General features: G+C 63.1%; 29 protein-coding genes. 13 read left to right on the top strand and 16 right to left on the bottom strand.

Annotation, left to right across the window (positions count from 1 at the left end):
• Position 1 precedes the first annotated feature (1 nt).
• The 4 genes from FFI89_RS26620 to FFI89_RS26605 all read right to left on the bottom strand — a co-directional run bounded on the left by FFI89_RS26620 (position 2) and on the right by FFI89_RS26605 (position 4,040).
• Positions 2–1,051, bottom strand: coding sequence for an aromatic ring-hydroxylating dioxygenase subunit alpha (locus FFI89_RS26620; RefSeq protein WP_138830520.1), 1,050 nt, complete (start codon positions 1,049–1,051; stop codon positions 2–4).
• 195 nt (positions 1,052–1,246) lie between these two features.
• On the bottom strand, positions 1,247–2,752 hold the full coding sequence (locus FFI89_RS26615) for an NAD(P)/FAD-dependent oxidoreductase (protein ID WP_138830519.1): 1,506 nt from the start codon (positions 2,750–2,752) through the stop codon (positions 1,247–1,249).
• A 92-nt stretch (positions 2,753–2,844) separates the two neighbouring features.
• A complete protein-coding gene (locus tag FFI89_RS26610; RefSeq protein WP_138830518.1) occupies positions 2,845–3,687 on the bottom strand; it encodes a MoxR family ATPase in 843 nt (280 codons plus the stop codon).
• A 107-nt stretch (positions 3,688–3,794) separates the two neighbouring features.
• Entirely contained in the window at positions 3,795–4,040 is a 246-nt protein-coding gene (locus tag FFI89_RS26605) for a GlsB/YeaQ/YmgE family stress response membrane protein (RefSeq protein ID WP_138830517.1), read from the bottom strand.
• A gap of 125 nt (positions 4,041–4,165) precedes the next feature.
• On the opposite strand from FFI89_RS26605, the gene FFI89_RS26600 reads away from it, so the two are divergent.
• The 3 genes from FFI89_RS26600 (at position 4,166) to sseA (ending at position 6,852) form a co-directional block, all read left to right on the top strand.
• Positions 4,166–5,341 carry a VWA domain-containing protein gene (locus FFI89_RS26600; protein WP_138830516.1) on the top strand — a complete coding sequence of 392 codons (1,176 nt, stop codon included), beginning with the start codon at positions 4,166–4,168 and terminating at the stop codon, positions 5,339–5,341.
• A 111-nt stretch (positions 5,342–5,452) separates the two neighbouring features.
• On the top strand, positions 5,453–5,869 hold the full coding sequence (locus FFI89_RS26595; RefSeq protein WP_138830515.1) for a rhodanese-like domain-containing protein: 417 nt from the start codon (positions 5,453–5,455) through the stop codon (positions 5,867–5,869).
• A gap of 125 nt (positions 5,870–5,994) precedes the next feature.
• A complete protein-coding gene (gene sseA / locus FFI89_RS26590) occupies positions 5,995–6,852 on the top strand; it encodes a 3-mercaptopyruvate sulfurtransferase (protein WP_138830514.1) in 858 nt (285 codons plus the stop codon).
• A gap of 68 nt (positions 6,853–6,920) precedes the next feature.
• On the opposite strand, the gene FFI89_RS26585 is transcribed toward sseA, so the two are convergent.
• On the bottom strand, positions 6,921–7,661 hold the full coding sequence (locus tag FFI89_RS26585) for a hypothetical protein (RefSeq protein ID WP_138830513.1): 741 nt from the start codon (positions 7,659–7,661) through the stop codon (positions 6,921–6,923).
• A gap of 335 nt (positions 7,662–7,996) precedes the next feature.
• Between FFI89_RS26585 and FFI89_RS26580 the strand changes: the two genes are divergently transcribed.
• Positions 7,997–9,250, top strand: a complete 1,254-nt coding sequence (locus tag FFI89_RS26580) for a L,D-transpeptidase (RefSeq protein ID WP_138830512.1) — start codon at positions 7,997–7,999, stop codon at positions 9,248–9,250.
• A 132-nt stretch (positions 9,251–9,382) separates the two neighbouring features.
• Here FFI89_RS26580 and FFI89_RS26575 read toward each other — a convergent pair whose 3' ends face one another.
• Positions 9,383–10,342, bottom strand: a complete 960-nt coding sequence (locus tag FFI89_RS26575) for a D-2-hydroxyacid dehydrogenase family protein (protein ID WP_138830511.1) — start codon at positions 10,340–10,342, stop codon at positions 9,383–9,385.
• Positions 10,343–10,564: 222 nt separating this feature from the next.
• Entirely contained in the window at positions 10,565–10,759 is a 195-nt protein-coding gene (locus FFI89_RS26570) for a hypothetical protein (RefSeq protein WP_138830510.1), read from the bottom strand.
• A gap of 253 nt (positions 10,760–11,012) precedes the next feature.
• Between FFI89_RS26570 and ettA the strand changes: the two genes are divergently transcribed.
• The 3 genes from ettA (at position 11,013) to FFI89_RS26555 (ending at position 14,750) form a co-directional block, all read left to right on the top strand.
• Positions 11,013–12,665 carry an energy-dependent translational throttle protein EttA gene (gene ettA, locus FFI89_RS26565; protein ID WP_138830509.1) on the top strand — a complete coding sequence of 551 codons (1,653 nt, stop codon included), beginning with the start codon at positions 11,013–11,015 and terminating at the stop codon, positions 12,663–12,665.
• Positions 12,666–12,842: 177 nt separating this feature from the next.
• Positions 12,843–13,427, top strand: a complete 585-nt coding sequence (locus tag FFI89_RS26560; RefSeq protein WP_138830508.1) for a TIGR00645 family protein — start codon at positions 12,843–12,845, stop codon at positions 13,425–13,427.
• A 93-nt stretch (positions 13,428–13,520) separates the two neighbouring features.
• Entirely contained in the window at positions 13,521–14,750 is a 1,230-nt protein-coding gene (locus FFI89_RS26555) for a lytic murein transglycosylase (protein WP_138835729.1), read from the top strand.
• An 81-nt stretch (positions 14,751–14,831) separates the two neighbouring features.
• Here the strand turns inward: FFI89_RS26555 and FFI89_RS26550 are convergent, their stop codons facing one another.
• Positions 14,832–15,104, bottom strand: a complete 273-nt coding sequence (locus FFI89_RS26550; RefSeq protein ID WP_074818220.1) for a hypothetical protein — start codon at positions 15,102–15,104, stop codon at positions 14,832–14,834.
• Positions 15,105–15,414: 310 nt separating this feature from the next.
• Here FFI89_RS26550 and FFI89_RS26545 point away from each other — a divergent pair.
• Positions 15,415–16,357 (top strand): IS630 family transposase gene (locus FFI89_RS26545; RefSeq protein WP_138829534.1). Its coding sequence is split into 2 segments (ribosomal slippage): positions 15,415–15,750 and positions 15,752–16,357, totalling 942 coding nucleotides; the frame shifts between segments, so codons are not numbered across the junction.
• A 12-nt stretch (positions 16,358–16,369) separates the two neighbouring features.
• On the opposite strand, the gene FFI89_RS26540 is transcribed toward FFI89_RS26545, so the two are convergent.
• On the bottom strand, positions 16,370–16,669 hold the full coding sequence (locus FFI89_RS26540; RefSeq protein ID WP_138830507.1) for a hypothetical protein: 300 nt from the start codon (positions 16,667–16,669) through the stop codon (positions 16,370–16,372).
• A 178-nt stretch (positions 16,670–16,847) separates the two neighbouring features.
• Between FFI89_RS26540 and FFI89_RS26535 the strand changes: the two genes are divergently transcribed.
• The 3 genes from FFI89_RS26535 to bfr all read left to right on the top strand — a co-directional run bounded on the left by FFI89_RS26535 (position 16,848) and on the right by bfr (position 18,242).
• The gene (locus FFI89_RS26535; protein WP_138830506.1) at positions 16,848–17,153 is read left to right on the top strand and encodes a hypothetical protein; all 306 of its coding nucleotides are present in this window, start codon (positions 16,848–16,850) and stop codon (positions 17,151–17,153) included.
• A 180-nt stretch (positions 17,154–17,333) separates the two neighbouring features.
• On the top strand, positions 17,334–17,621 hold the full coding sequence (locus tag FFI89_RS26530) for a bacterioferritin-associated ferredoxin (protein ID WP_138830505.1): 288 nt from the start codon (positions 17,334–17,336) through the stop codon (positions 17,619–17,621).
• 135 nt (positions 17,622–17,756) lie between these two features.
• The gene (bfr, locus tag FFI89_RS26525; protein WP_138830504.1) at positions 17,757–18,242 is read left to right on the top strand and encodes a bacterioferritin; all 486 of its coding nucleotides are present in this window, start codon (positions 17,757–17,759) and stop codon (positions 18,240–18,242) included.
• A 151-nt stretch (positions 18,243–18,393) separates the two neighbouring features.
• Here bfr and FFI89_RS26520 read toward each other — a convergent pair whose 3' ends face one another.
• The 4 genes from FFI89_RS26520 to FFI89_RS26505 form a co-directional block, all read right to left on the bottom strand.
• The gene (locus FFI89_RS26520) at positions 18,394–18,999 is read right to left on the bottom strand and encodes a pyridoxamine 5'-phosphate oxidase family protein (RefSeq protein ID WP_138830503.1); all 606 of its coding nucleotides are present in this window, start codon (positions 18,997–18,999) and stop codon (positions 18,394–18,396) included.
• A 152-nt stretch (positions 19,000–19,151) separates the two neighbouring features.
• Complete coding sequence (locus FFI89_RS26515; RefSeq protein ID WP_138830502.1) at positions 19,152–19,505, bottom strand: hypothetical protein; 354 nt, start codon at positions 19,503–19,505, stop codon at positions 19,152–19,154.
• Between the two features lie 182 nt (positions 19,506–19,687).
• Positions 19,688–20,749, bottom strand: a complete 1,062-nt coding sequence (locus FFI89_RS26510; RefSeq protein ID WP_138830501.1) for an alpha/beta fold hydrolase — start codon at positions 20,747–20,749, stop codon at positions 19,688–19,690.
• 95 nt (positions 20,750–20,844) lie between these two features.
• On the bottom strand, positions 20,845–21,084 hold the full coding sequence (locus tag FFI89_RS26505; protein ID WP_138830500.1) for a DUF2188 domain-containing protein: 240 nt from the start codon (positions 21,082–21,084) through the stop codon (positions 20,845–20,847).
• 132 nt (positions 21,085–21,216) lie between these two features.
• Here FFI89_RS26505 and FFI89_RS26500 point away from each other — a divergent pair, with 132 nt between their 5' ends.
• The gene (locus FFI89_RS26500) at positions 21,217–21,483 is read left to right on the top strand and encodes a DUF2277 domain-containing protein (RefSeq protein WP_138830499.1); all 267 of its coding nucleotides are present in this window, start codon (positions 21,217–21,219) and stop codon (positions 21,481–21,483) included.
• Between the two features lie 29 nt (positions 21,484–21,512).
• On the opposite strand, the gene FFI89_RS26495 is transcribed toward FFI89_RS26500, so the two are convergent.
• The 3 genes from FFI89_RS26495 to FFI89_RS26485 form a co-directional block, all read right to left on the bottom strand.
• On the bottom strand, positions 21,513–22,682 hold the full coding sequence (locus tag FFI89_RS26495) for a cytochrome P450 (protein WP_138830498.1): 1,170 nt from the start codon (positions 22,680–22,682) through the stop codon (positions 21,513–21,515).
• Between the two features lie 7 nt (positions 22,683–22,689).
• Positions 22,690–23,457 (bottom strand): SDR family NAD(P)-dependent oxidoreductase, encoded by a 768-nt coding sequence (locus tag FFI89_RS26490; protein ID WP_138830497.1) that lies wholly within the window; start codon positions 23,455–23,457, stop codon positions 22,690–22,692.
• Between the two features lie 127 nt (positions 23,458–23,584).
• The gene (locus FFI89_RS26485; protein WP_138830496.1) at positions 23,585–23,839 is read right to left on the bottom strand and encodes a hypothetical protein; all 255 of its coding nucleotides are present in this window, start codon (positions 23,837–23,839) and stop codon (positions 23,585–23,587) included.
• 130 nt (positions 23,840–23,969) lie between these two features.
• Here FFI89_RS26485 and FFI89_RS26480 point away from each other — a divergent pair, with 130 nt between their 5' ends.
• On the top strand, positions 23,970–24,512 hold the full coding sequence (locus FFI89_RS26480) for a DUF2380 domain-containing protein (protein ID WP_138830495.1): 543 nt from the start codon (positions 23,970–23,972) through the stop codon (positions 24,510–24,512).
• The last annotated feature ends 10 nt before the right edge of the window (positions 24,513–24,522 follow it).

The raw sequence follows: 24,522 nt of genomic DNA, 5'->3' as shown, positions 1-24,522 counted from the left end.
TCTACTCCGCGGCCTGGGCGTGTTGCGGCGAGGTCTCGCGCGCCACCATGCGGTCGATCACGCGCCGCGCCCACATCGCGCCGGCGTCGATGTTGAGATTGTAGAAGGTGCGATCCGGGTTCGCGTCCATCGCGCGCTGCTGCGCTTCGAGGATGGTTTCATCCTCCTTGAAGATGCCGGAAACGCCTTCACGGATTTCGGTGGTGAGCTTCTGTTCGGTGATGCGGTGATTGCGCGCGAAAGCCCAGAAATAGTGGCAGGTGGTTTCGGTCTCCGGCGTCATGGTGTTGAGCACGAAGCCGTTGACGCCCTGCGAGCGGTCACCGTCCGGCGCGCCGGAGCCTGCCGGGGCGACGCCAACGTCAATGTTGACGGTGCCGGGCGCCTGGAAATGGATGATCTGCCAGCGGTCGACCGGACCGGGCTTCTGCAACTGCGCCGCCCAGAACGGCGGCGCCTCGATGCCGTGCATCCAGCGCGTCACCGTGACCGTGCTGTCGCCGTGGGTAACGTCGAACGGGGCCTCGGCGACGTGATCGTTGCCGATGCTGGAGCCGTGCACGAAGGTCTCGTGGGTGAGGTCCATCAGATTGTCGACCACGAGGCGATAGTCGCACTTCACGTGAATGGTCTTGCCGTCGCCGGCCCAGGCGGGGTCGTCGTTCCAGTGCATGTCCGGCACCAGCGCAGGGTCCGCGAGTGCCGGATCGCCCATCCACAGCCAGACGAAACGATGCCGTTCGACTACGGGATAGGCGCGCACGCAGGCCGACGGGTTGATGGTCTCCTGCGAAGGCATGTAGGTGCAGCGGCCCTGCGCGTTGTATTTCAGGCCGTGATAGCCGCAGATCACGGTGTCGCCGTCGAGCCGACCCTTCGACAGCGGCACCAGACGATGCCAGCAGGCATCTTCCAGCGCGCTGACCTGCCCGTTGGATTGGCGGTACATCACGACATGCTTGCCGCAGATCGTGCGCGGAAACAGCGCGTGCTTGAGATCGACGTCCCAGGCGGCGGCATACCAGGCATTGAGCGGAAAAGAGGTGGGCATGGGCTGTACTCCCGCGCGTTCTGCGTGAGTACATCATGTATACATAAATGCCGATAGAGTCGATAAAAATTCAGTTGTGAGACCGATTTCCGCAATTTTAGTATACATAAAGTATATAATATTCCAGATAAAGGTAATAAAAAACCGCTCCCGAGGGAGCGGTTTGGAATTCTGGGTACTGCCGCGTGGCGGGTTTCAGGCGCCGTACACGAAGGCCTTGTCCTTCAGGTCGATGTTCGGAAATTCGTCCTTTTCCGCCCAATAGTCCTGGTTGTGCTGCCATTCCGGCTTGTCGCCGCGTTTGGGCATCAGATGCATGCCGCGCATCATGTAGCCGGGGTTGAAGTTTTCCGGGTCGATCCAGGGCAGCAGCGGCATGTTGTGGTCTTCGGCCCGAAGTTCCGCCGTCACCTTCTTCACGCCGGTTTGCTCCATGTGCTTGAGCATCCGGCAAACGAAGTCGGCGACCAGGTCGACGCGCAGCGTCCAACTGGCGCGGAAATACCCGAACACCCAGACCAGGTTGGGCACGCCGGTGAACATCATGCCGCGATAGGTCACGGTATCGGCGAAATCGAGCTTCTTGCCGTCGACGGCAAATTCGATGTCGCCATTGGCCGAGAGGTTGAAACCGGTCGCGGTGACGATGATGTCGGCTTCGAGTTCCTTGCCGGATTTCAGCAGGATGCCCTTCTCGGTGAAGCGGTCGATCTCGTCGGTGACGACGGAGGCCTTGCCGGACTTGATGCCCTGGAACAGGTCGCCGTCGGGAATGAAGGCGATGCGCTGCCGCCACGGCCGGTACCTTGGCGTGAAGTGGGTGGCGATGTCGTAATCCTTGCCGAGATAGGCCTCGACGGCGGAGAGCAGGTCCTTCTTGGCGGCTTCCGGCTCCTCGAACGTCTTGCGGGTAAAGGCGTCCTGGTCGAACAGGATCTTGCGCCGGGTGATTTCGTGGATCCACGCTTCATCGACCTGCAACTGGCGCAGCGTTTCGGTGATTTCGATCGCGTTGCGTCCGGTGCGGAAATAGGTCGGCGAGCGCTGCAGCATGGTGATGTGCGCGCAATCCTTGGCCATCGCCGGGATCAGCGTCGCGGCGGTGGCGCCGGACCCGATCACGATCACGCGCTTGTTCTTGTAGTCGAGATCTTCAGGCCATTTCTGCGGATGGACGATCGGGCCCTTGAACTTGGCCATGTCCTTCCACTCCGGCGTGTAGCCTTCGGTGTGGCGGTAATAGCCCTGGCACATCCAGAAGAAATTGGTGGTGAAGCGAAGCTGCTCGCCGGTGTCGGTGCGCACCGCATCGATGGTCCAGAGGTTTTCCGTGCTCGACCAAGTCGCCGCGGTGATGGTGTGCTGGTAGCGGATATGGCGGCCGAGGTCGTTTTCCGCGATCACTTCGCCCATGTATTTCAAAATCTCGGCGGCGCTCGCGATCGGCGCGCTGGTCCATGGCTTGAAGCTGTAGCCGAAGGTGTGCAGATCGCTGTCGGAGCGGATGCCCGGATAACGATGCGTGCTCCAGGTGCCGCCGAACGTCTTCTGGGTTTCGAGCGCGACGAAGGTCGTTCCCGGACACTGCTTGATGAGGTGATAGGCCGCACCGACGCCGGAGATGCCGGCGCCCGCGATCAGGACGTCGAAATGCTCGGTGGCGCGGGGCAAGGTTTTGTCGATCTGGGTTTGAACGTTCATCTTCCCTGTTCTTCTTGTCTGTCGCGTTTGATTGTCTGTCGCGTTTGAAAACGAAACGCCAGAACCGGAGTTCCGGCGCCGTTGGGCCGCAATTACACTTCGCGTCGGCTGAGGAAGGCCAGCCGCTCGAACAGATGCACGTCCTGCTCGTTCTTGAGCAGCGCGCCGTGCAGCGGCGGGATCAGCTTGCGCGGGTCACGCTCCCTCAGCATTTCCGGGGTGATGTCCTCGTTGAGCAGCAGCTTCAGCCAGTCGAGCAGTTCCGAGGTCGACGGCTTCTTCTTCAGGCCCGGCACTTCGCGCACCTCGAAGAAGATACGGAGCGCCTCTTCCACCAGGCGTTTCTTGATGCCGGGGAAGTGGACGTCGACGATCTTGTTCATAGTGTCGGCATCGGGGAACTTGATGTAGTGGAAGAAGCAGCGGCGCAGGAACGCGTCCGGCAGTTCCTTCTCGTTGTTCGAGGTGATCATCACGATCGGGCGCAAGCTCGCCTTGATGTTTTCGCCGGTCTCGTAGACGAAGAACTCCATGCGATCGAGTTCGAGCAGCAGGTCGTTGGGAAATTCGATATCGGCCTTGTCGATTTCGTCGATCAGCAGTACCGGGCGCTTCTCATGGGTGAAGGCTTCCCACAATTTACCGCGCTTGATGTAGTTGGAGATATCCGACACTCGGCTGTCGCCGAGCTGGCTGTCGCGCAGGCGCGACACCGCGTCGTATTCATAGAGGCCCTGCTGCGCCTTGGTGGTGGACTTGATGTGCCAGGTCAGAAGCGGGGCGCCGAGCGCCTTGGCGACTTCCTCCGCCAGCACGGTTTTGCCGGTGCCGGGCTCGCCCTTGATCAGGAGCGGGCGCTCGAGCACGATCGAAGCGTTGACGGCGACCTTGAGGTCGTCGGTGGCGACGTAGTTCTTGGTACCGGTAAATTTCATCTATCTGGTTGCCTTGTTGTTCGTTCTTGAGCCGCCATAACCTGAACTGTAGCAGCCTGAACAGTAAACGACCGCCGGTCCGGCGGTCGTGGAGTGAAAGAGGTTCGTCAGGCGCGTCTGATGAACGACAGGATGACCAGGATGATCACCGCGCCGATGGTGGCGTTGACGATATCTCTGATCGCGCTGCCGCCGAGGCTGACGCCAAGTTGCGGCAACAGCCAACTCGCCAACAGCGCGCCGATGATGCCGATCACGATGTTGCCGATCAGACCGAAACCGGCGCCGCGCACGATCAGTCCGGCCAGCCAGCCCGCGATCGCGCCGATGACGAGTGCCGCAATGATGCCCATTGATATTTCCCCTGCCGGAAAAAGCCTTTTATGGCTCAATTGTAGTTGAAAAACGCTCCCGGTCTAGGCCTGTCTGGTATGCACTGGCCCTTGACGTCGGCTGTCCGGCGGGCAATCTGTCATCTATGTTCCTGCAATTCTTTACATCGCTGCGCGACGCTCAGGTGCCCGTTACTTTACGGGAATACCTGACGCTGATGGAGGCGCTCGACGCCGATCTCGCCGATCAGACGGTCGAGAACTTTTATTACCTGTCCCGCGCCACTCTGGTGAAGGACGAACGCAACCTCGACAAGTTCGACCGCGTCTTCGGTACCGTGTTCAAGGGGCTGGAAAGCCTGCTGGACGCGATGGAGAAGGCGGACATTCCCGCCGAATGGCTGAAGAAGCTCGCCGAGAAATACCTCACCGAGGAAGAGAAGAAGCAGATCGAGGCGATGGGCTGGGACAAGCTCATGGAGACGCTTCGCAAGCGGCTTGAGGAACAGAAGGGCCGCCACCAGGGCGGCAGCAAATGGATCGGCACCGCCGGCACCTCGCCGTTCGGCGCCCAGGGCTATAATCCCGAAGGCGTGCGGATCGGGCAGGAAAAGAACCGCAACAACCGCGCCGTCAAAGTGTGGGACAAGCGCGAGTTCAAGGATCTCGACGGCAATGTCGAGCTCGGCATCCGCAACATCAAGATCGCACTTCGGCGCCTGCGCAAATTCGCGCGCACCGGCGCGCCGGACGAACTCGATCTCGACAACACGATCAAGGAGACCGCCAACCACGGCTATCTCGACGTGGTCATGCGCCCCGAGCGGCGCAACGCGGTCAAGCTGCTGGTGTTCTTCGATATCGGCGGCTCGATGGATTCGCATATCGAGCAGGTCGAGGAACTGTTCTCGGCGGCGAAGACCGAATTCAAGCACATGGAGTATTTCTACTTCCACAACTGCCTGTACGAAGGCGTGTGGAAGCAGAACAAGCGCCGCTTCACCGATCGCACGCCGACCTGGGACGTGCTGCATAAATACCCGCACGACTACAAGGTGGTGTTCGTCGGCGACGCCTCTATGTCGCCTTACGAGATCATGGTGCCCGGCGGCTCGGTCGAGCACGTCAATGAAGAAGCGGGCTCGGTCTGGCTCGACCGCGTGACGCGGACCTATCCGCATGCGGTGTGGCTCAATCCGGTGGCGCAGAAGCACTGGGACTATTCGGAATCCACCACCATCGTCCGCCGGCTGTTTTCGGAGCGGATGTTCCCGATCACGATCGAGGGACTCGAAGCCGCGATGAAGGAACTGGTGCGGTGATCACAGGTCATTCCGGGGCGCACGAAGTGCGAACCCGGAATCTCGAGATTCCGGGTCTGGTCCTTCGGACCATCCCGGAATGACTTCAAAGAAAATAACAAAGGTGGAAACATGCCCCAGACCATTCACCGCGGCATCAAGTCCCTGATCGACGAGGCCAACGCCGAGATCGAGACCGTCAGCGCCGCCGACGCCATCAAGGCCGCGCAAGGCGCCGACGTCGTGATCGTCGACATCCGTGACCCCCGCGAGATCGAGCGTGACGGCAAGATCCCCGGCGCGTTCTCCTGTACCCGTGGCATGCTGGAGTTCTGGATCGATCCGGCGAGCCCCTACGCCAAGCCGATCTTCCAGGAAGACAAGAAATTCATCTTCCACTGCGCCGGCGGCATGCGCTCGGCGCTCGCCGCCAAGACCGCCAAGGACATGGGCCTGAAACCGGTCGCGCATATGGGCGGCGGCTTCGCCGCCTGGCGCGACGCCGGCGGTCCGATCGAGAAGTGGGAACCGAAGAAGCCGAAAGGCTGAGACTTGTCACACGCGGGCCTGACCCGCGTGTTCCTCCTACAAAGAAATCCATGTTTCGAAGCAGACGGATTGCCGGGGCATCAAGCCCGGCAACGACGATTTGAAAAATGCCGGAGTCCACATTCATGACCGCCACCGACGATCCGCTTGTCTCAACCGACTGGCTCGCCGCGCATATCGACGATCCCAAGGTCAAGGTGATCGATGCGTCGTTCAAGCTGCCCGGCGTGCTGCCGCTGCCGGTCGACGACTATCTCGCCGCGCATATTCCAGGTGCCGTGTATTTCGACGTCGATGCGATCTCGGATCATGACAATCCGCGACCGCATATGTTTCCCGATGCGGCGCAGTTCGCGCGTGACATTGCCGGGCTCGGCATTTCCACGGGCGACACCGTGGTCGCCTACGATTCCGGCGGTTGGGTCGCGGCACCACGGGCGTGGTGGATGTTCCTGTCGTTCGGCTACGCCAACGTGAAGGTGCTGGATGGCGGCTTGAAGAAATGGACGCAGGAAGGCCGCCCGACCCACTCCGGCAGGGTCACGGCGAAGCCCGGCAAGTTCACGGCGAAGCTCGATCCCAGCTACATCCGCAGCCAGGCGCAGGTGCTTGCCAATGTCGGCACGCGCGCCGAGCAACTGGTCGATGCGCGCCCGCGCGGGCGTTTCGAAGGTACCGCTCCGGAGCCGCGGCCGGACTCCCGCTCCGGCCATATCCCCGGCAGCCGCAACGTGCCCTATGCGGAATTGTTCGACGCCAAGACCGGCGCGATGAAGCCGCTCGACGAATTGCGCAAGGCGTTTGCCGGCGCCGGTGTCGACATGACGAAGCCGATCGTCACCACCTGCGGCTCCGGCGTCTCGGCGCTGGTGCTGACGCTTGCGCTCTATCGCCTCGGCGTACGCGGCTCCGCGCTGTATGACGGATCCTGGTCCGAATGGGGATTGCCCGACGGGCCGCCGATCGCGACCGGTCCGGCGTGATCTTCCAAAGCGTTTTCGAGTGACGCGGATACCGTTCACGTCAACAAAACGCGTCAAAAACAATGCGGCTATTGCGTTCGACGCACGCCGGCGGTTTGCCCAAACGGGTTGGCCAGCTGCTGAGCGGCCGCCGCCGCCAGTTGCGCCGCCAGCCTTGCGCGTCGCGCGGCGATACGCCGCCGCTCCCGGGCGCGCTGGGCATTCCGCTTCCTGACCATGCTGCGGTCCGGCTTGGCGTCGCCAGCGTTCGCAATGGTGACGGCGGGCCCACCCAGCGTGGCGATTTTCGTCGCGGCGATGTTGCCTTCCAACGAGAGCCTGTCGGGCGCCGGCGTGGCCGCGGTCGTTGAAGGCTCCGGAGCGTCCGCAATCGCCGCCACCTTCACGTCCTCATTGGCGACCGGCGCAACGGTCTCCGCCGCTGTTGTGTCCACAGCGGCCATTTCCAGCGTCGCCGCCACGGCAGGCATCGGTTCTTCCGGCTTCAATGCGGCCAGTTTCTCCGGCTCGGCCGGCATGGCATCCGGGGATTGCTCGGTCGGCGTCACGGTTTCGGGCGCCACCGCCACGGGTCCATTTTCCGACGGCTTGTCGTCCGCAACCGGCGGATCGAAGCGCAGCAGGGCCAGTGTCGGCAGTGGCGGGTCGTTCTGGCGGGTGAATACGGGTTCCGCGGGTGCCCGCCGCGACGGCAGGCTCGCAAACTCTTCATGCGCCGAACGCAGCAGGGCCGCCGCGCCAAGCCCGAAAATCAGTACAGACATCGACAGGACGATGGCGGCAAACAGAAAGCGAAAACCGGGGAGCATGGACGCGAGTTTCCCACCTTGCCAGGAGGCTGCAGGGCTGTTGATGCCAAAGGGAACGCGGTGACCACTGAGAGGGCCCGGCTTCGCCGCCGCGAATCAGGCCGATTCGAGAATATCTCAACGCTTGGAACCTGTTTGTTATAAAATCGGTGCCGGGCTGCTTCGTCCGCCGCTGAATCGCGATTTCGGAGCGCTGAGGCATCTTTGCCGCAGCCTCACGGACCTTCACAAATGTCCGATTTGGGCCGAACTTCGCTGTTTTGTCTTGAATGCGCCGCTATCTTCGGCCATCTGCCGTTAACGGTCCGGTGTGGCTTGGGGTCTATACAAAAGCGATGATGATTAACCGCATTCTGACGATTTGTGCTGCCGTTGCCGTCGGCGCGGCAGGAGCTTCGCTTGCGCAGGCGCAGCAGTCCTATCCGGTGCCTCCAGGCGCGGTGAATTCGGCCGCTCCAGGACCCTATGTGCCCGGTGGCTACGCGATCGATGAACGCCGTGGCCCCGGCGTGCCCGACTTCGACGCCCTGGAAGACGACGAGGCGCCGAACGCGCAGAGTTCGACCGCGCTGTCGCCGCCCGGCCCGGTGCTGTCGCCGGCTGATCCGCGTTATGGCCGTCCCGCCGGTGCACCGGTTTACTCGGACCGTGGTCCGCCGATTCCCACCGGCCCGGTGATGTCGCCCGATGATCCCCGTTACGGTCGCCCGGCCGGCCCGCCGCCGGTGATCTATGGCGATCGCGCGCCTGGTTCGCCGCAGCCGGTCTATTCCGATCGCGGCGACAATCGCGTTCCCGGTGCCGGCATCGTCTATCCGAATGATGACCGCGGCGGTCTGCGGCCGCCCGAGGCCGTTGGTGCCGCGCCCGCGGCCGGCGCTACCGGATCGGTTCAGCAACAGGCCCCGGTCGGAGCCGACGGCAGGCCGGTACAACTTTCAGCGTTGCCGCCGGAAGAGCAGCCGGATGCTGCTCCCGCGCAGCTGCCGCCGAACCTGCGTCGCCAGGAAGTTGCGTTCCCGACCAAGGAGCCCGCGGGCACCATCGTCGTCGATACGCCCAACACCTATCTCTATTACGTGCTGGGTGGCGGTCGCGCGATTCGCTACGGCGTTCGCGTCGGCCGCGATGGTTTCACCTGGACCGGCGTGCAGAAGATCAGCCGCAAGGCCGAGTGGCCGGATTGGCATCCGCCGACCGAAATGATCGAACGCCAGCCCTATCTGCCGCGCTTCATGGCCGGCGGCCCCGGCAATCCGCTCGGCGCGCGTGCGATGTATCTCGGATCGACGGTCTACCGTATTCACGGCACCAACCAGCCCTCGACGATCGGCAAGTTCGTCTCGTCCGGCTGCATCGGCATGTTGAACGAGGACGTGTCCGATCTGTTCGAGCGCACCAAGGTCGGAACCCGCGTAGTGGTCATGCCCGGTGGTCCGCCGCCGGGAACCGCGACCGCTTCGGCCGCGCCGCCGCCCGGTGGCCCCGCGGCAGGTGGTCCCGCGCCGTCGCAGGCCCAACTGGGGCCCATTCCCGGCACGCAGCCGACCGTCGTGCCGCCGCTGCCCGCGCCGGTCACGGTTCGCTAGACCATTTGATCTGATTTATCCGCGAGACATTCGCCCTCCTGCTCCACGCAGGAGGGCGATTTCGTTCACAGAGCGTTTTCGAGCGAAGTGGACGCCGGTTCGCGTAAAGAAAACGCGTCAAATAAAATAACTCTACGCCAATCGGCGCGGCGTTTCGCCCTTGAACCAGGCGTCGATGCCGTCGACCATCTGGGTGTAGTGGTTGCGAAAACTGTCTTCGGTGACGTAGCCGAGATGCGGCGTCAGCACGAGATTGTCGAGCTTGCGAAACGGATGATCGACCGGAAGCGGCTCGACCGAGAACACGTCGATGCCGGCGCCCGCGATCGTCTTCTGGGTCAGCGCGTCCAGCAGCGCGCTCTCGTCGACGATCGGCCCGCGCGCGGTGTTGACGAGATAGGCCGTCGGCTTCATGCGCGCGAGGTCGGCCGCCCCGACCAGCCCGCGCGAGCGCTGGCTCAGCACGACGTGGATGGTGACGATGTCGGCGGTCGCGAACAATTCCTCCTTGGTGGCGTAGCCGACACCGGCTTCCTTGCACTTCTCCGGCGTCAGGTTCGGGCTCCAGGCGATGACGTTCATGCCGAACGCCTGGGCGAGTTTCGACACCTTGGTGCCGAGCTTGCCGAGACCGACGACGCCGAGGGTCCGGCCCTCGATTTCCATGCCGACGAATTTCTGCAGCGGTTCGCCGGCATGCATGCGCGCGTTCTCGCGGCCGATATTGCGGGTCAGCTCCAGGATCAGGCCCATGGTCAGGGGTGCGGTCGGATCGCGGGCCCATTGTGTGCCGCACAGCACCACCTTGTGGTCCTTGGCGGCTTCCATGTCGATCGCGGCGTTGCGCATGCCCGAGGTGATCAGGAGCTTCAGGTTGGGCAAAGCCGCAAACAGCTCCCGCGGAAACGGCGTGCGCTCGCGCATCGCGCAGATGATCTCGAAATCCTTCAGGGCGCTGGCGGCGGCCTCGGTCGTTGCAAAGGGCTGGTTGAAGACGGTGACGTCAACGCGGTCGGCGACCTTGGACCAGTCCGCAACCTTCTGGGCCACATCGAGATAGTCGTCGAGAATCGCACAGCGCAGCCGCGTCATGGGGAGGTCCGTTCATGGCAAGGATGACGGCGGGAATGGCCGTCGGGAGGACCGCCATGGTTGCGCGCAATCGGGGAGCACGCAAGCGGTCTGATCGCGTTTTCGAGCGGAGTGGCGGCCGGTTCGCATAGCAATCAAGCCTGCGCAGATTGCGTAGACTTATCTGCGGTAGAAAACGCGTCAAAAACGGAGCCGAGGGGCGGCCTCAAATGTCCGTGGAGGTCAGTTCGAGCGGGAGAGGTGCTTGGCGCGCCAGGCCGGGCCGGGGCCGCGCATGTAATGCAGTTCCGGGCGGTAGGGGTTGAACGCCTTGGCCACGAACTGGCGCCAGAAGGCCAATAGCTCAGCCAACGGCTTCGGATGCCCGTGGTGGCGGTGCGTGGGGGTGGAAAGGGATGCCGAACTGATCGTAGCCATGACGCGGGCCCTTGTTTTCATCTGCGGCTTTTGCCGCCCTGGACGCTCTGTTAGACGTCCTGAAAACCAGTTTTCGCCCGATTTATTAAAAGTTAGTTTCAATTATCGTGATCTGGCGCACACATGGTAAACGTCCCGTATTCATCCGTGGTGAACGGATGGAAAACGGGTTCCCGCGGTTGCCCTTTGGGGCCCACGCCGCTACATCAGCGGCAGCAAATTTCCATAAATCCTCTGGTTTCAAGGGATCGCGATGGCTCGCCAGTTCGTTTACTTCATGCAGGGTTTGACCAAGAGCTACCCGACCCGGAAGGTGCTCGATAACGTCCATCTGTCGTTCTACCCCGATGCCAAGATCGGCGTGCTCGGCGTCAACGGCTCCGGCAAGTCGACCCTGCTGCGGATCATGGCCGGCCTCGACAAGGAATATAACGGCGAGGCCTGGGTCGCCGAGGGCGCCCGGGTCGGCTACCTCGAACAGGAGCCGCACCTCGACGCCACCAAGACCGTGCGCGAGAACGTCATGCTCGGCGTCGCCAAGCAGAAGGCGATCCTCGATCGCTACAACGAACTGGCGATGAACTATTCGGATGAGACCGCCGACGAAATGACCAAGCTGCAGGACGAGATCGAGGCCGCCGGCCTCTGGGATCTCGACAGCAAGGTCGACCAGGCAATGGACGCGCTGCGCTGCCCGCCCGACGACGCCGACGTCAGCAAGCTGTCGGGCGGCGAGCGCCGCCGCGTCGCGCTGTGCAAATTGCTGCTCGACCAGCCGGACCTGCTGCTGCTCGACGAACCGACCAACCATCTCGACGCCGAGTCGGTGTCCTGGCTGGAAGGCCACTTGCGCAACTATCCCGGCGCGATCCTGATCGTGACCCATGACCGCTACTTCCTCGACAACGTCACGAGCTGGATTCTCGAACTCGACCGCGGCAAGGGCATTCCCTACGAGGGTAACTATTCGTCCTGGCTGGGACAGAAGCAGAAGCGCCTCGAGCAGGAAGGCCGCGAGGACGCCGCGCATCAGAAGACGCTGGCCCGCGAACAGGAATGGATCGCGTCGTCGCCCAAGGCGCGCCAGGCCAAGTCCAAGGCGCGCTACCAGCGCTATGAGGACCTGCTCAAGCAGGCCAGCGAGAAGCAGACCCAGACCGCGCAGATCACGATTCCCGTGGCCGAGCGGCTCGGCCAGAACGTCGTCGACTTCGAGGGCCTCAACAAGGCCTTTGGCGACCGCATGCTGATCGAGGATCTCACCTTCAAGCTGCCGCCGGGCGGCATTGTCGGCGTGATCGGCGCCAACGGCGCCGGCAAGACCACGCTGTTCCGCATGATCACCAAGCAGGAAACCCCTGACAAGGGCACCATTACCGTCGGCGAGAGCGTGCATCTCGGTTACGTCGATCAGTCGCGCGACGATCTCGACGGCAAGAAGACGGTGTGGGAGGAAATTTCCGGCGGCAACGAGCTGATCCTGCTCGGCAAGAAGGAAGTGAACTCGCGCGGCTATTGCTCCTCGTTCAACTTCAAGGGTGCCGACCAGCAGAAGAAGGTCGGCGCGTTGTCAGGCGGCGAGCGCAACCGCGTGCATCTCGCCAAGATGCTCAAATCCGGCGCCAACGTGCTGCTGCTCGACGAACCGACCAACGATCTCGACGTCGATACGCTGCGCGCGCTGGAAGAGGCGCTGGAGGATTTCGCCGGCTGCGCCGTCATCATCAGCCATGATCGCTGGTTCCTCGACCGCATCGCGACCCATATCCTGGCCTTCGAAGGCGACAGCCATGTCGAATGGTTCGAAGGCAACTTCCAGGACTACGAAAAGGACAAGATGCGCCGGCTGGGCCAGGACAGCATCATTCCGCATCGGGTGAAGTACAAGAAGTTGACGCGGCAATAGCGGCGGACCGATCAAGTCGTGATCAAGACCGGGCATCGCGATTCGATGCCCGGCAATTAGCTGTTGATTGACGGCTCTATGGCAGCCTGCTGCGGCCAGTTGTCGCTTCACAGCCGGATGGGACTGGTTAGATATACGCTGCTTCCGCCATTCGAACCCCGCAGCGAGCCATCCAGAATGTTGCTTACTCCCGAGACACCCTTGCCGCCGAAGGGCCTGTCATTGCGTCCGATACCGATGCTGATCTTCGGTTCGCGCTGGCTGCAGCTGCCGCTCTATATCGGGCTGATCGTAGCCCAGGGTGTCTACGTTGTGCTGTTCGTGAAGGAGCTTTGGCACCTGTTCGCGCACTCCTTCGATTTCAGCGAGCAGCAGATCATGCTGGCGGTGCTGGGCCTGATCGACGTCGTCATGATCTCGAACCTGCTGGTGATGGTGATCGTCGGCGGTTACGAGACCTTCGTCTCCCGCCTCAATCTGCAAGGGCATCCCGACGAACCCGAATGGCTCAGCCACGTCAATGCCAGCGTGCTGAAGATCAAGCTGGCGATGGCGATCATCGGAATTTCCTCGATCCATCTGTTGCGCACATTCATCGAGGCCGGTGGGCTGGCGTCGGGAAAGACCGGCTATACCGAAACCGGCGTGATGTGGCAGACCATCATCCACACCGTGTTCATTCTGTCGGCGATCGGCATTGCCTATGTCGACAAGCTCTCCAATGGCGCGATCGAGGCGGCCAAGCAGCAGGGCGCGCATTGATGGCGTGTTCTGTCTGAGTTCACAGCCAGCGACGGTCATGTTAGGATTGACCATGGCCGTTTTCGATATCGACACGTGAGCAAATCATTGCGGATGAATTGCCGCCTGATTGCCGTTGGCCTGCTGTTTCTGGCGCTGACGCTGCACACGCCCGCTTGCGCCGCCGACGCCGCCTTTACCCAGTTCATCGCCTCGCTGTGGCCGGAGGCGCAGGCGGCCGGCGTCTCGCGCGCGACCTTCGATGCCGAGACCCGCGGCCTCGAGCCGGATTACAAATTGCCGGATCTGATCCTGCCCGGACGGCCCGCGACCGGCGCGCCGTCGCAGGCCGAGTTCGTGCAGGTGCCGGCAGATTACATCAAGGAAGCCTCGATCGCGCGGCTCGCGGCCGAAGGCCAGAAACTGATGGCGAAGCATCGCGCGGCGCTGGACCGGATCGAACAGCGTTTCGGCGTTCCCGCGAGCGTCGTGCTCGCGATCTGGGGACGCGAGACCGATTACGGGCGCTACGCCTTGCCGTATGACACACTGCGCGTGGTGGCGACGCAGGCCTATGTCGGCCGGCGCAAGGATCAGTACCGCAGCGAATTCATCCTGGCGCTGAAAATCCTCGGTGAGGGCGCGGTGACGCGCAAGGAGTTCCGCTCGTCCTGGGCCGGCGCCACCGGCTACACGCAATTCCTGCCGTCCGAATATTACAAGCACGGCGTCGATCTCGATGGCGACGGCCGCGTCGACATCTGGCATTCGGTGCCGGACGCGCTGGCCTCCGCCGCCCAGCAGCTCGTCAACAAGGGCTGGCAGCCCGGCGTGCGCTGGGCCTACGAGGTGCGCGCGCCCGCAAATGTCGACTGCACAATGGGCGTGCCCGAGGTGACAAAACCAATCGGCGAATGGCTGCGCGCGGGGTTTGCGCCGGTGCGCGGACAGAAATTGAATACGGCCGAGCAGGCGCAGCCGGCCTCGTTGCTGCAGCCCGAGGGCGTCTACGGTCCGGCGTTCCTGACCACGAAGAACTACTTCGTCATCAAGGAATATAACTTCTCCGATCTGTATGTGCTGTTCGTCGGCCATCTCAGCGATCGCATGACCAGCCCGCTGCCGTTCGCGACACCCTGGTCGGCATCGACGCAGTTGCGCACGCGGGATGTCGAGGCCATGCAGCGCCACCTGACGCGGATCGGTCTCTACAAGGACAAGCTCGACGGCAAGGCCGGCATGCAGACCCGCGCGGCGCTTGGCGCGTATCAGAAGTCCGCCGGTCTCAAGGTCGACTGCTGGCCCAGCGAAGCGGTGCTGCAATCGATGAGCGCCGCGCGCTGACGGCGGCATGAAAAAAGCCCGGCCGAAGTAACGGCCGGGCCTTGGATCAAAGCGCGCAGGTTACGCGACCGGTCGGTCGGATCAGTCGCAGACCTCGACGCGGCGGAAGCGCCAGCCGTAACCGTCCCAGAAACGCTCGCGGACCATGCGGCAGGCCGGGTAAGGCGCGTCTTCGACATAGACCGGGCCACCGTAAGCCGGGCGACTCGAGGCGATCGCGCCACCGATGATCGCGCCGCCGAGGAGGCCCGCTGCGATACCAACGCCAACGCCACGCTGTGCGCTGGCAGGGGTCGCTGCGAGCGAACCCGCAAGCGTCGCAACCGCGACCAAGGCAGCAAATGTCTTCTTCATGTCTTAGGCTCTCCTGGAGTGGCGCCTTCGCCGGCACCGGGGGTTTGAGGCACGCTGTCGTCCGAATTGGCCGTCGCCGATAGCGCACCCGGCTCAATCCAACAAACGCATCAGGCTGTTGAGCTGAAAAAGCGGTTTTTTTCTGCCGCAAAAGACGAACGCCCCGGAAAACAGGCTGTTTTCCGGGGCGACATATCAGATTTAATGAAGGTGAACGGGACTAGAGTGTTTCCGACTTTTTCTGAATCGGGGATTCCCAAATCAGGTGGGCTCTGATTCAATTTTCCTGCTGGGACGGAGGCCAGCAAGGATGGCGCGAGCATACTCACTGGATCTGCGTGAGCGTGTTGTCGGGTTGGTTGCGAGTGGTGAGACGTGCCGAGCGGTGGCAGAACTGTATGACGTCAGCGTTGCGAGCGTCGTGAAGTGGTCGCAGCGGGCGCGCGCGACGGGCAGTGCGGCGGCCAAGCCGATGGGCGGCAGGCGGCCTTACCTGCTGGAAGGCGAGCGCGACTGGCTGCTGGCTCGGCTGGCCGAGAAACCTGATCTGACCTTGCACGCGCTGCTGGCAGAACTTGGCGAACGCGGTGTCGCGGTGTCCTGCGACACGCTCTGGCGGTTCCTCAAGCGCCAGGGCATCAGCTTCAAAAAAAACCGTGTTCGCGGCTGAGCAGGATCGTCCTGATATCGCGCGCCGCCGCGCCTGGTGGAGACGGCACCAATCGAAAATCGAACCTACCCGTCTCGTCTTCATTGATGAGACCTGGGCCAAGACCAACATGACCCGTACCCATGGTTGGTGGCGACGGGGCATCCCGCTCAAGGCTCAGGTCCCGCACGGCCATTGGCGGACGATGACCTTCCTCGCAGCACTCCGGCACGACCGCATCGCTGCGCCCTGCGTCATCGACGGGCCGATCAACGGCGAGAGCTTCCGTGCCTATGTCGAGCAGTTGCTGGTGCCAACGCTCCAACCTGGCGACATTGTCGTCATGGACAATCTCGGCTCCCACAAGGGTCCCGCTATCCGAAGAGCTATCCGAGCTGCCGGCGCACGGCTCGTCTTCCTTCCGCCCTATAGCCCGGACCTCAATCCGATCGAGCAGGTCTTCGCAAAGCTCAAAACCCTGCTCCGCAAAGCCGAAGAGCGCACCATCGAAGGCGTGTGGCGCCAAATTGGCAGCCTTCTCCAACACTTCACACCGCAAGAATGCGCAAACTATCTGCGCAACGCTGGATATGCTTCCGTCTAAATCGGAAAGACTCTAGTTGCAGACCCTGACGTTGCGAACCCGCCAGCCGTAGCCATCCCAGAAGCGCTGGCGCTGCAGGTAGCAATCAGGACCGTAACCGGGTTCGACGACATAGGCCGGACCGGGCGCGTAGTAGCCGGGACCGTAGTAGCCGTTCTGCGAGGCGATCGCGCCGCCGACAATGGCGCCACCGATCAATCCGGCAGCGACACCTGCCGCAACGCCACGCTGCGCATGGGCGGGAGCGGGCATCGCAACCGCAGAAATAGCCAGCGCGGCGACGGCACCGAGCGCCATCAATGTCTTCTTCATGGCCTCACCTTTCTCATGGGAGCAAAGGACAGTTTCTAAAGCGTTCTGTCCCCGCGAAAGTTCCACATTTCGCTTGAATGATCAATGAACGGCGGCGCCTTATTTGCCGACCAATGGCAGGAAATGGGGCGGTCCGGTGACGCAAAGCCCGGGGCCGGGGCCGTACCCGAGGGGTGTCATGACCAGCGCAGTGACGGCATTTTTGGCCGCGGTCGGCGGGACGTCGCTGATTTGCTACCTGCTGATGAACCGGGTGCAGAACCGCAGCGCCCGGCGCCACGGCACACCCGGCGACAGCGCGGGCAGCGGCACGAGCTACGATTCCGGCAGCGATGGCTGGAGCATCTTCTCGTGGTTCAGCAGCGATACGTCGTCGTCCGACTCGTCGGGGGCCTCGGGCGATTGGGGCGGTTCGGACGACGGAACTGGTGGCGGCGGTGACAGCGGCGGCGGTGGTGGAGATGGCGGCGGGGGCGGTAATTAACGCTGCAGCGCGATCTCGAAGAAGCCATGTTAGGCCTACGCGATAAGGCTTTTTAGAGCCGTTCCAAACTGTCTGATCGCAGTTTGGAATTGCTTGAAACTGCGGTTTTTCCTTTTGCATCCGGTGCGGCGCTTCAATATCTGAAAGAACAGAAGCATCACCGATGGGCCCGCCGACTTCATGATCGTCTGTTCCTGCAACGTCCTCAGCGACCATGATGTCCGCAATGCTGTCAGCGCAGCCGGCGACTTGGCGCGCCATCCGAAGCAGATCTACGGCTGCCTTGGCTGCAGCGCCGAGTGTGGCCGCTGCGCACGCACCATCAAGACCATCATCGACGAAGCGTTGGGGCCTTGCGCCAAGGCCTGCGGCTTGGGCTGTCCCCACAGCCATGCCGCCGCCAACGATGAGCCGGCCCAGGAAACTGTCCAGGACATCGCTCCGGCGTTCGCGCTCGCGGCCTGCTGAAAACCCTCTGAACCTGCCGGATTTTGTGGTTCCAACCGGGCTTGCCGGGGAAGTGGTTGCTCTTGTTTGCGAACTGATTTAGAAGCGTTCTAAATATTGTTCAGGCCGGTTCGGCCTCAAAATTTGGAGTGCACCATGCAGGGCGACCCGAAAGTCATCGATTATCTCAACAAGGGCCTCCGCAGCGAGCTCACCGCCATCAGCCAGTACTGGCTGCATTACCGGCTCCTGAACAACTGGGGCCTCTTGGACATGGCCAAGGTCTGGCGCAAGGAATCCATCGAGGAGATGGAGCACGCCGACAAGTTCACCGACCGGATCCTGTTCCTCGACGGCTTTCCCAACATGCAGGTGCTTGATCCGTTGCGGATCGGCCAGAACGTCAAGGAGATCATCGACTGCGATCTCGCCTCCGAGATCGCCGCGCGCACGCTCTATCAGGAAGCCGCGACCTACTGCCATGGCGTCAAGGACTACGTCAGCCGCGACCTGTTCGAGAGCCTGATGAAGGACGAGGAACATCACATCGATTTCCTCGAGACCCAGCTCGATCTGATCAAGCGCATCGGGCTCGAACTCTACACCCAGAAGCACGTCGGCGGGCTCGAGAGCGGCGACTGAAGGATTTTGCGACGTTCGTAGCTGTCATCACCCGCCTTGTGCGCCATTGCGCACTGGAGCGGGTGATCCAGTATTCGCAAGCGCCAGTGACGGGGTTTAAGGCTACGGCGTACTGGATACCCCGCCTTCGCGGGGTATCACAATCCAGGTCCTACAGCTGCGTCTTGTACCGCTCGTAGACGACTTCCTGGCTCTCCGGTTCGCCGAGGCCGGTCTGGTCGTGGATCACCTGGCCGATGCTGGGCATCACCGAACGCTCCACCCGCGCATCGCCCGCCCACAGTTTTGAGCGCATCAGCGCCTTGCCGCAGTGGAAATAGACCTCGCTAACGTCGATGCGCAGCGCCGCGCGCGGCTCCTTGCCGAACTCCACCATCGAGGCCAGCAGCTCCGGATCCGCCGACAGCTTTCCCCTGCCGCCGACACGCAGCGTCTCGTCGATCCCCGGCACAAAGAAGATCAACTGCACGAAGCCCGATCCTTCGACGATGTTGCGGAAACTGTCGATGCGGTTGTTGCCCGAGCGATCCGGCATCAGCAATTCGTTGGGACCGGCCACGCTGACGAAGCCGGGATTGCCGCCGCGCGGCGATGCATCGACGCTGCCGTCCGAGCCGGATGTCGCCAGCACGCAGAACGGCGACATACCGATGAATTTTTTCGCGTGCACATCGATCGCCGGCCGGGCCTTGGCGATCACGCGCGGTGTGGGGGCGGGATAAATCGTGGCGAGGTCGCTGGCGCTGAAATCGGTCAAGGACGTTCTCCGGGGCTGTCGTCGTCAGGTCGCCAAAATACCATCGCCTTGCTTCGGCGGCCACTGCTATCGGCGCTACGGTCCGTCGATCGCCGGTACAAAGCCCATCAGACGATAACGGGCTGACACCATGGGCCGTCGCGTGGCGGAATTCACATCGTGTCGGCCGGCACGAAGCAGTTGATGATGATGCTGCCGCGGTGATGCACATACCACACCACGGCTTCGCCGACCGGGTTGCCGCGGTCGCGAACGACGGCGCGCTCCGGCACCGCCATCCACTCGCCATCGATCGGAACCCAATAGGCGCCCTTGCGAACGTCGTACGTGGTGCGATGGCCGTCGGAGATATCGCAGCAGGGCACGCCGTTCGGCGCCGTCACGCTCTTGAACCAGGCGCGGATGTCGGGCGCGACGTTGTCGTACTGGCCGTTGTCGAAGGCGATCGCGGCACTTGCCAGCACCGACAGACACGCGAGCAAAACAGATTGCGCGAGCCTTCGCATCCGATCCTCCGCCGTGTCCTCGTTTCATTGCGGACGCGTATGCGTCCGCGATTCGTAAGCCAAGCAATTCAACCGGACTCTGATTGCGGATGCACGCTTAAATAATGAGCGATGCGGGCGATCGCAAGATTGATGCGGTGCGAAATCAGCAACCGTACCGCAGGCTTCAACGACGCGCACGCTCACATGGTTCGCTGCGGCGCGGTCTGCAGCAATTCCTGCAGCTGCTGCTTCCAGAACGCCGCGTTGCCGGTGGTGAGGTGGCCCCGCGTCTCGGTCGAGGCCGGTATCAGGAACAGCCGGCCGTTCTTGACCCGTTTCAGCGCCGCGTCGGTGACGCCGGTTTCCGGCGGATTGCGCTCGTCGTCAGCGGCGTTGATTGCCAGCAGCGTAGCCTCGATCTTGTCGAGGCTCGCAGACGGATTGTAGTCGTGCGAGGCTTCCCATTGGTAGATGAAGTCATTGGCATCGGCCGTGACCGCCAAAGCCAGCCGCTCGTCGACCATCTTGTCGGCCGCAGCCGCTGTCGGTGCCAGCATCTGATAGGCGAGGGTGCCGCCGCCGGTCGCAATGCCATAGGCGTTGACGGCGTATTTCATCATGCGCGGTTGCGCGGTGTAGTTGCCGTCCTTGTAGTCGGGGTCGTTGCGGATGGTCTCGATCATCATTCGCCGCAGCATCCAGTTGCGCGCCGCCATCTCGGTCGGCTGCGAGGCCATCGGCACCAGCGCATCCATGAACTGCGGATACCTGCCGCCCCAGATCCAGGTGTGCATGCCGCCCATCGAGTTGCCGATGACGAGTCGCAGGTGCTTTACCCCGAGCCCTTCCCTGACCAGGCGGTAATGCGCATCGACCATGTCGTCGTAATTGTATCGGGGGAATGCCGTCTTCATGCCGTCGGAGGGCTTTGACGATTTGCCGTGGCCGAGGCCATCCGGAATGATGATGTAGTATTTCGCGGCATCGAGCGGTTGGCCGGTGCCGAACAGTTCGCCGGCGAACGCCGCCGTCAGCATGTTGGCCGCGGAGCCGCCCGAGCCGTGCAGCACCAGCACCGGCTGGCCGGTCGGCTCACCAATGGTGGTGTAGTGCAGCCGCAGCTCCGGCATCTTCTCGCCGGTGTGGAATTTGAAATCTTTGGCGATCCAGTCGCCCTGTTTCGGGGCCGGATAGTCGGCGGCGTAGGCGGTGAGGGGCGTCAAGGCGAGGGCTACCGACAAGACTGCGTGCGAAAAATTCATGATGTTCTCCCCGGGTGCGGCCGCTTTGAACGGGCTGCTTGCAGAGAGGCTATCACATCGGCTGTTTCAGCGTCACCAGATCGACGCGTAGCGCCTTAACCCTCGACGTCGGTTTCCGGCCGGTCGCTGCCTGCGGCGGTTTCGGTGTGCCACCTGCCGTCCTCGGTCTCGTATTGAATGGCTTCGGTGCGGCCGGGAACCCGTTGCTCCGCCGCCACGCGCCGCGCAGCGGCGAGCGCCGCGCCGCGATTCGGAAACGGTTCGGAGAAGACGCCGTTGACGGTGTAGGCCCAGCCGCCGTCATGCTGGACGACCTTGTAAGTCACATGGCTCATCGGGAACTCGCCTTTGCCGAGGGGTGAACGCTTCGCCCATTCTATGACAGAATGGGCCGGCATTGTCGGGATTTGTGCCGGCCGCTCGTCCTTGGAGACGGCAGGGCTGAATTCCGGGCGGAGGAGATGACCATGTGCCGCAACATCAAGACGCTGTTCAATTTCGAGCCGCCGGCGACGCATGCGGAAATCCATGCCTCGGCGCTGCAATTCGTGCGCAAGCTTTCCGGCTTCAACTCGCCCTCACAGGCCAACGCCGAGGCCTTCAACCGAGCGGTCTCTGAAGTCTCCGACAGCGCGAGACGCCTGCTGGCGTCGCTGCAGACCCAGGCGCCGGCGCGCGACCGCGAGGTCGAGGCCGCCAAGGCGAAGGAGCGCCCACGGGCAAGGTTCGGGTAACAGGCGTCTTCCCTCACGGCGTGGAATGATCAGGCGTCCCATTCGACCGGCAGGTTGAGCAGGCCGCGAAACGCCCAGCCGCCGATCCGCACCGGCTCGCGCGCGTCCAGCCGCAAGCCCTTCAATCGGGCGAAGATGCCGGGCAGGGCGACGTCGGCCACCATGGCGCGGGACGCAAAGGCGCCGGCGCAATAGTGCGGCCCGGCGCCGAATGCGATGCTCTTCTGGGTGTTGCGCGTCACGTCGAAACGATCAGGATCGGCGAAGCAGGCCTCGTCGCGATTGGCCGAGCCGAACATGAAGAACACGCGGTCCTCGGGCTCGAAGTCGACGCCGCCATAGGACCACGGCTTTGCCACCCGGCGCGGCGACATGCCGATCGGCGCGATCCAGCGCGCATATTCCTCGAACACGTCGAGCCATTTTGCCTGGCCGCCCTGCACCAGCGCGAGCTGGTCGGGATGGGTCAGCAGCGCCCAGATCGCGCCGGATATGGCGTCGCGCGGCTCGTTCTGGCCGCCGGAGATCGCCAGCTTGATATTGGCGCGGATGCTTTCCATCGGCTGGCCGGCGGCGAGCAGCACGCTGAGGATCGAGGTGTTCGGATGCTTCGTCACCACCGGAATCATGTCGTCGATCGCGGCATCGATGCCCGCGGTGGCGGCATGGCAGCGCGCCTCGACTTCCCTGTTGCCGGTATAGTTGGCGATGCCGTCGATCATCGCCTGCGACCACGCATCCATGTCCTCGAAGCGCATGTTGGTGAGGCCGGTGACGTCCTTCAGGCATTCGGCCGACAGCGGCAACGCGAACGCCTTGCAGAGATCGGCGGAGACGCGCGGCGCGAGTTGGTCGAGGATGCGGTCGGCATGGGTCTGAAACTGCCGGACCCAGGTGTCGCGCACCGTGCGCGGCGACACCGCCGGGAACATCGCGGTCCGCTCCGCCATGTGCGCATCGCCGTCCTTGCGCATCATGTTGTGCCCCATCAGCACGTTCATCAGGCCGGCCGGCTGGTGCGAGGAGAACACGTCGATGCGCTTCTCCTGCGTGAAGATGTCGTCGCGCCGCGTGAACACCGTGGAGTTGAGCTGCGGCACGAACGCGATCGGCGCTTCCTTGCGCATCCGCGCCAGCGTCGGATAGGGATCGGCCCAGAATGCCGGTACGTCGATGTCGAAATGCGGGGCGTTGGACATGGCGGGCTCAGATGGTCCGGTAGCCGCCGTCGACCATCACGATCGAGCCGGAGACATAGGCCGACATGTCGGAGGCGAGGAAGATGGCGGGGCCGACGATGTCTTCGGCGATGCCGGCACGGCCGAGCGGGGTGTGGGCGACGAAGACCTTTGCCAGCTCCGGATTATTGGCGCGCACATTGGCGTTCAGCGGCGTCTCGATGAAGCCCGGGCCGATCGCGTTGACGCGCACGCCGTCCTTGCCGAGTTCGGCCGCGAGCGCCTTGGTGAAGCCGAGCACGCCGTGCTTGGACGCAGTATAGGCCGGCGAACTCGGCGTCTTCAGATGCATGAAGGACTGGATCGAGCCGATATTGACGATGCGTCCCTTCAAGGCCCGCAACGGCTCTAGGAAGGCGTAGGTCACGTTGAAGACGCCATTGAGGTTGATCGCGATGATGTCTTCCCAATCGTTGATCACGGCTTCGGCCGCACCCAGCATGCCGTTGCGGCGGGCGATGCCGGCATTGTTGACGAGGATCGAGACCTGCCCGACCTTGTCGGCGATGGTCTTCGCCATCGCGAAACAGTCGTCGCGTTGGCTGACGTCGAGCGCCATGCTTTCCGCATTGCCGCCGGCGTCGCGGATCTCCGTGGCGACGTCGGACGCCGCCTTCTCGTTCAAGTCGAGCAGCACCACCCGCGCGCCCTCGCGGGCATAGCCGTTGGCGATCGCGCGCCCGATGCCGGAGCCCGCGCCGGTGACGACGGCGATGTGGTTGGCGAGAAGGGGCATGCGCGTTTCCTCTGTTTTGCGGTTTTGGCAGAGGATAGCAAGCATGCCCGCCGGCACAAGGTGGCGGGGACTACGGGCAGATATGCCGTGAGGAGCAGGCGCGCCTGTGCCCACCCCGGCAACTTGACTAGAACAAGCAGGCGCCGTTGCGCAGCAGGCCGTCCTTGAACACCAGCGCATCGCCGAAGGTCGGCACCTCGCTGCCGATGATCACGCTGTAATTCGACGGCCACGGCGCGGTCGGGATGCTCTCGTCCCAGATCTGGCAGAAGCCGGAGTCCTGCCAGCGGATCAGGTGAAACGCGGCCTCGGCGGGGCTCGACGCGGCAAGCGCGGCAAGACCGATGCCGGCAACGGCGCCAAGGGCGAATAGACGACGCATGGACTATCTCCGGTTTGCAGGACGGGGCGTTTATATCAGGCTATGGATTTGTCCGGCGAAGGCGCGATTGGTTCAATGCAATTGGGCGGTGTTCTGCTAGGGTAGCTGCAGGGGCCAACCGGAGGCCGGCATGAACGTAACGGGTAATTCGCAGGCTTCGCGCTTGCGCATCGGTGCGACCATCGCCTTTGCGATCTGTGCCGCGACCACCTTGCCATTCGGGTTCGACAGGTCATCGGCTGCGGCGCCGCTGGCGGTCGCGGTGGCGGATTTCGATTATGTCGACACCTCGGGCGAGGCCGTGGACCAGAGCGCCGAGCATCGCACCCGCGTGGCGTCGTTCGCCGAGCTGCTGCGCGGCAACATCGCTGCGCAGGGCGATTATCGCGTGATGCCGATCGACTGCCCGGATCATCCCTGCACCGCCACCAGCATGTCGCCGGATGCCTTCGTCGCGGCGGCCCGCCGCGCCGGCGCGCGGCTGGTGGTCTATGGCGGCATCCGCAAGATGAGCACGCTGGTGCAGTGGGGCGAGGTGCAGTTGCTCGATCTCGAGAACGAGAAGCTGCTGCTCCGGCGCACGGTGACGTTCCGCGGCGACAACGACATGGCCTATCGCCGCGCCGCCGATTTCGTCGGCGATACGCTAAGGGACGCGATGCCCAAGCCGTGAGTTACTGGCT

The sequence above is a fragment of the Bradyrhizobium sp. KBS0727 genome, from assembly GCF_005937885.2.
GTDB lineage: Bacteria > Pseudomonadota > Alphaproteobacteria > Rhizobiales > Xanthobacteraceae > Bradyrhizobium.
This window is presented reverse-complemented; position numbering and strand designations above follow the sequence as displayed.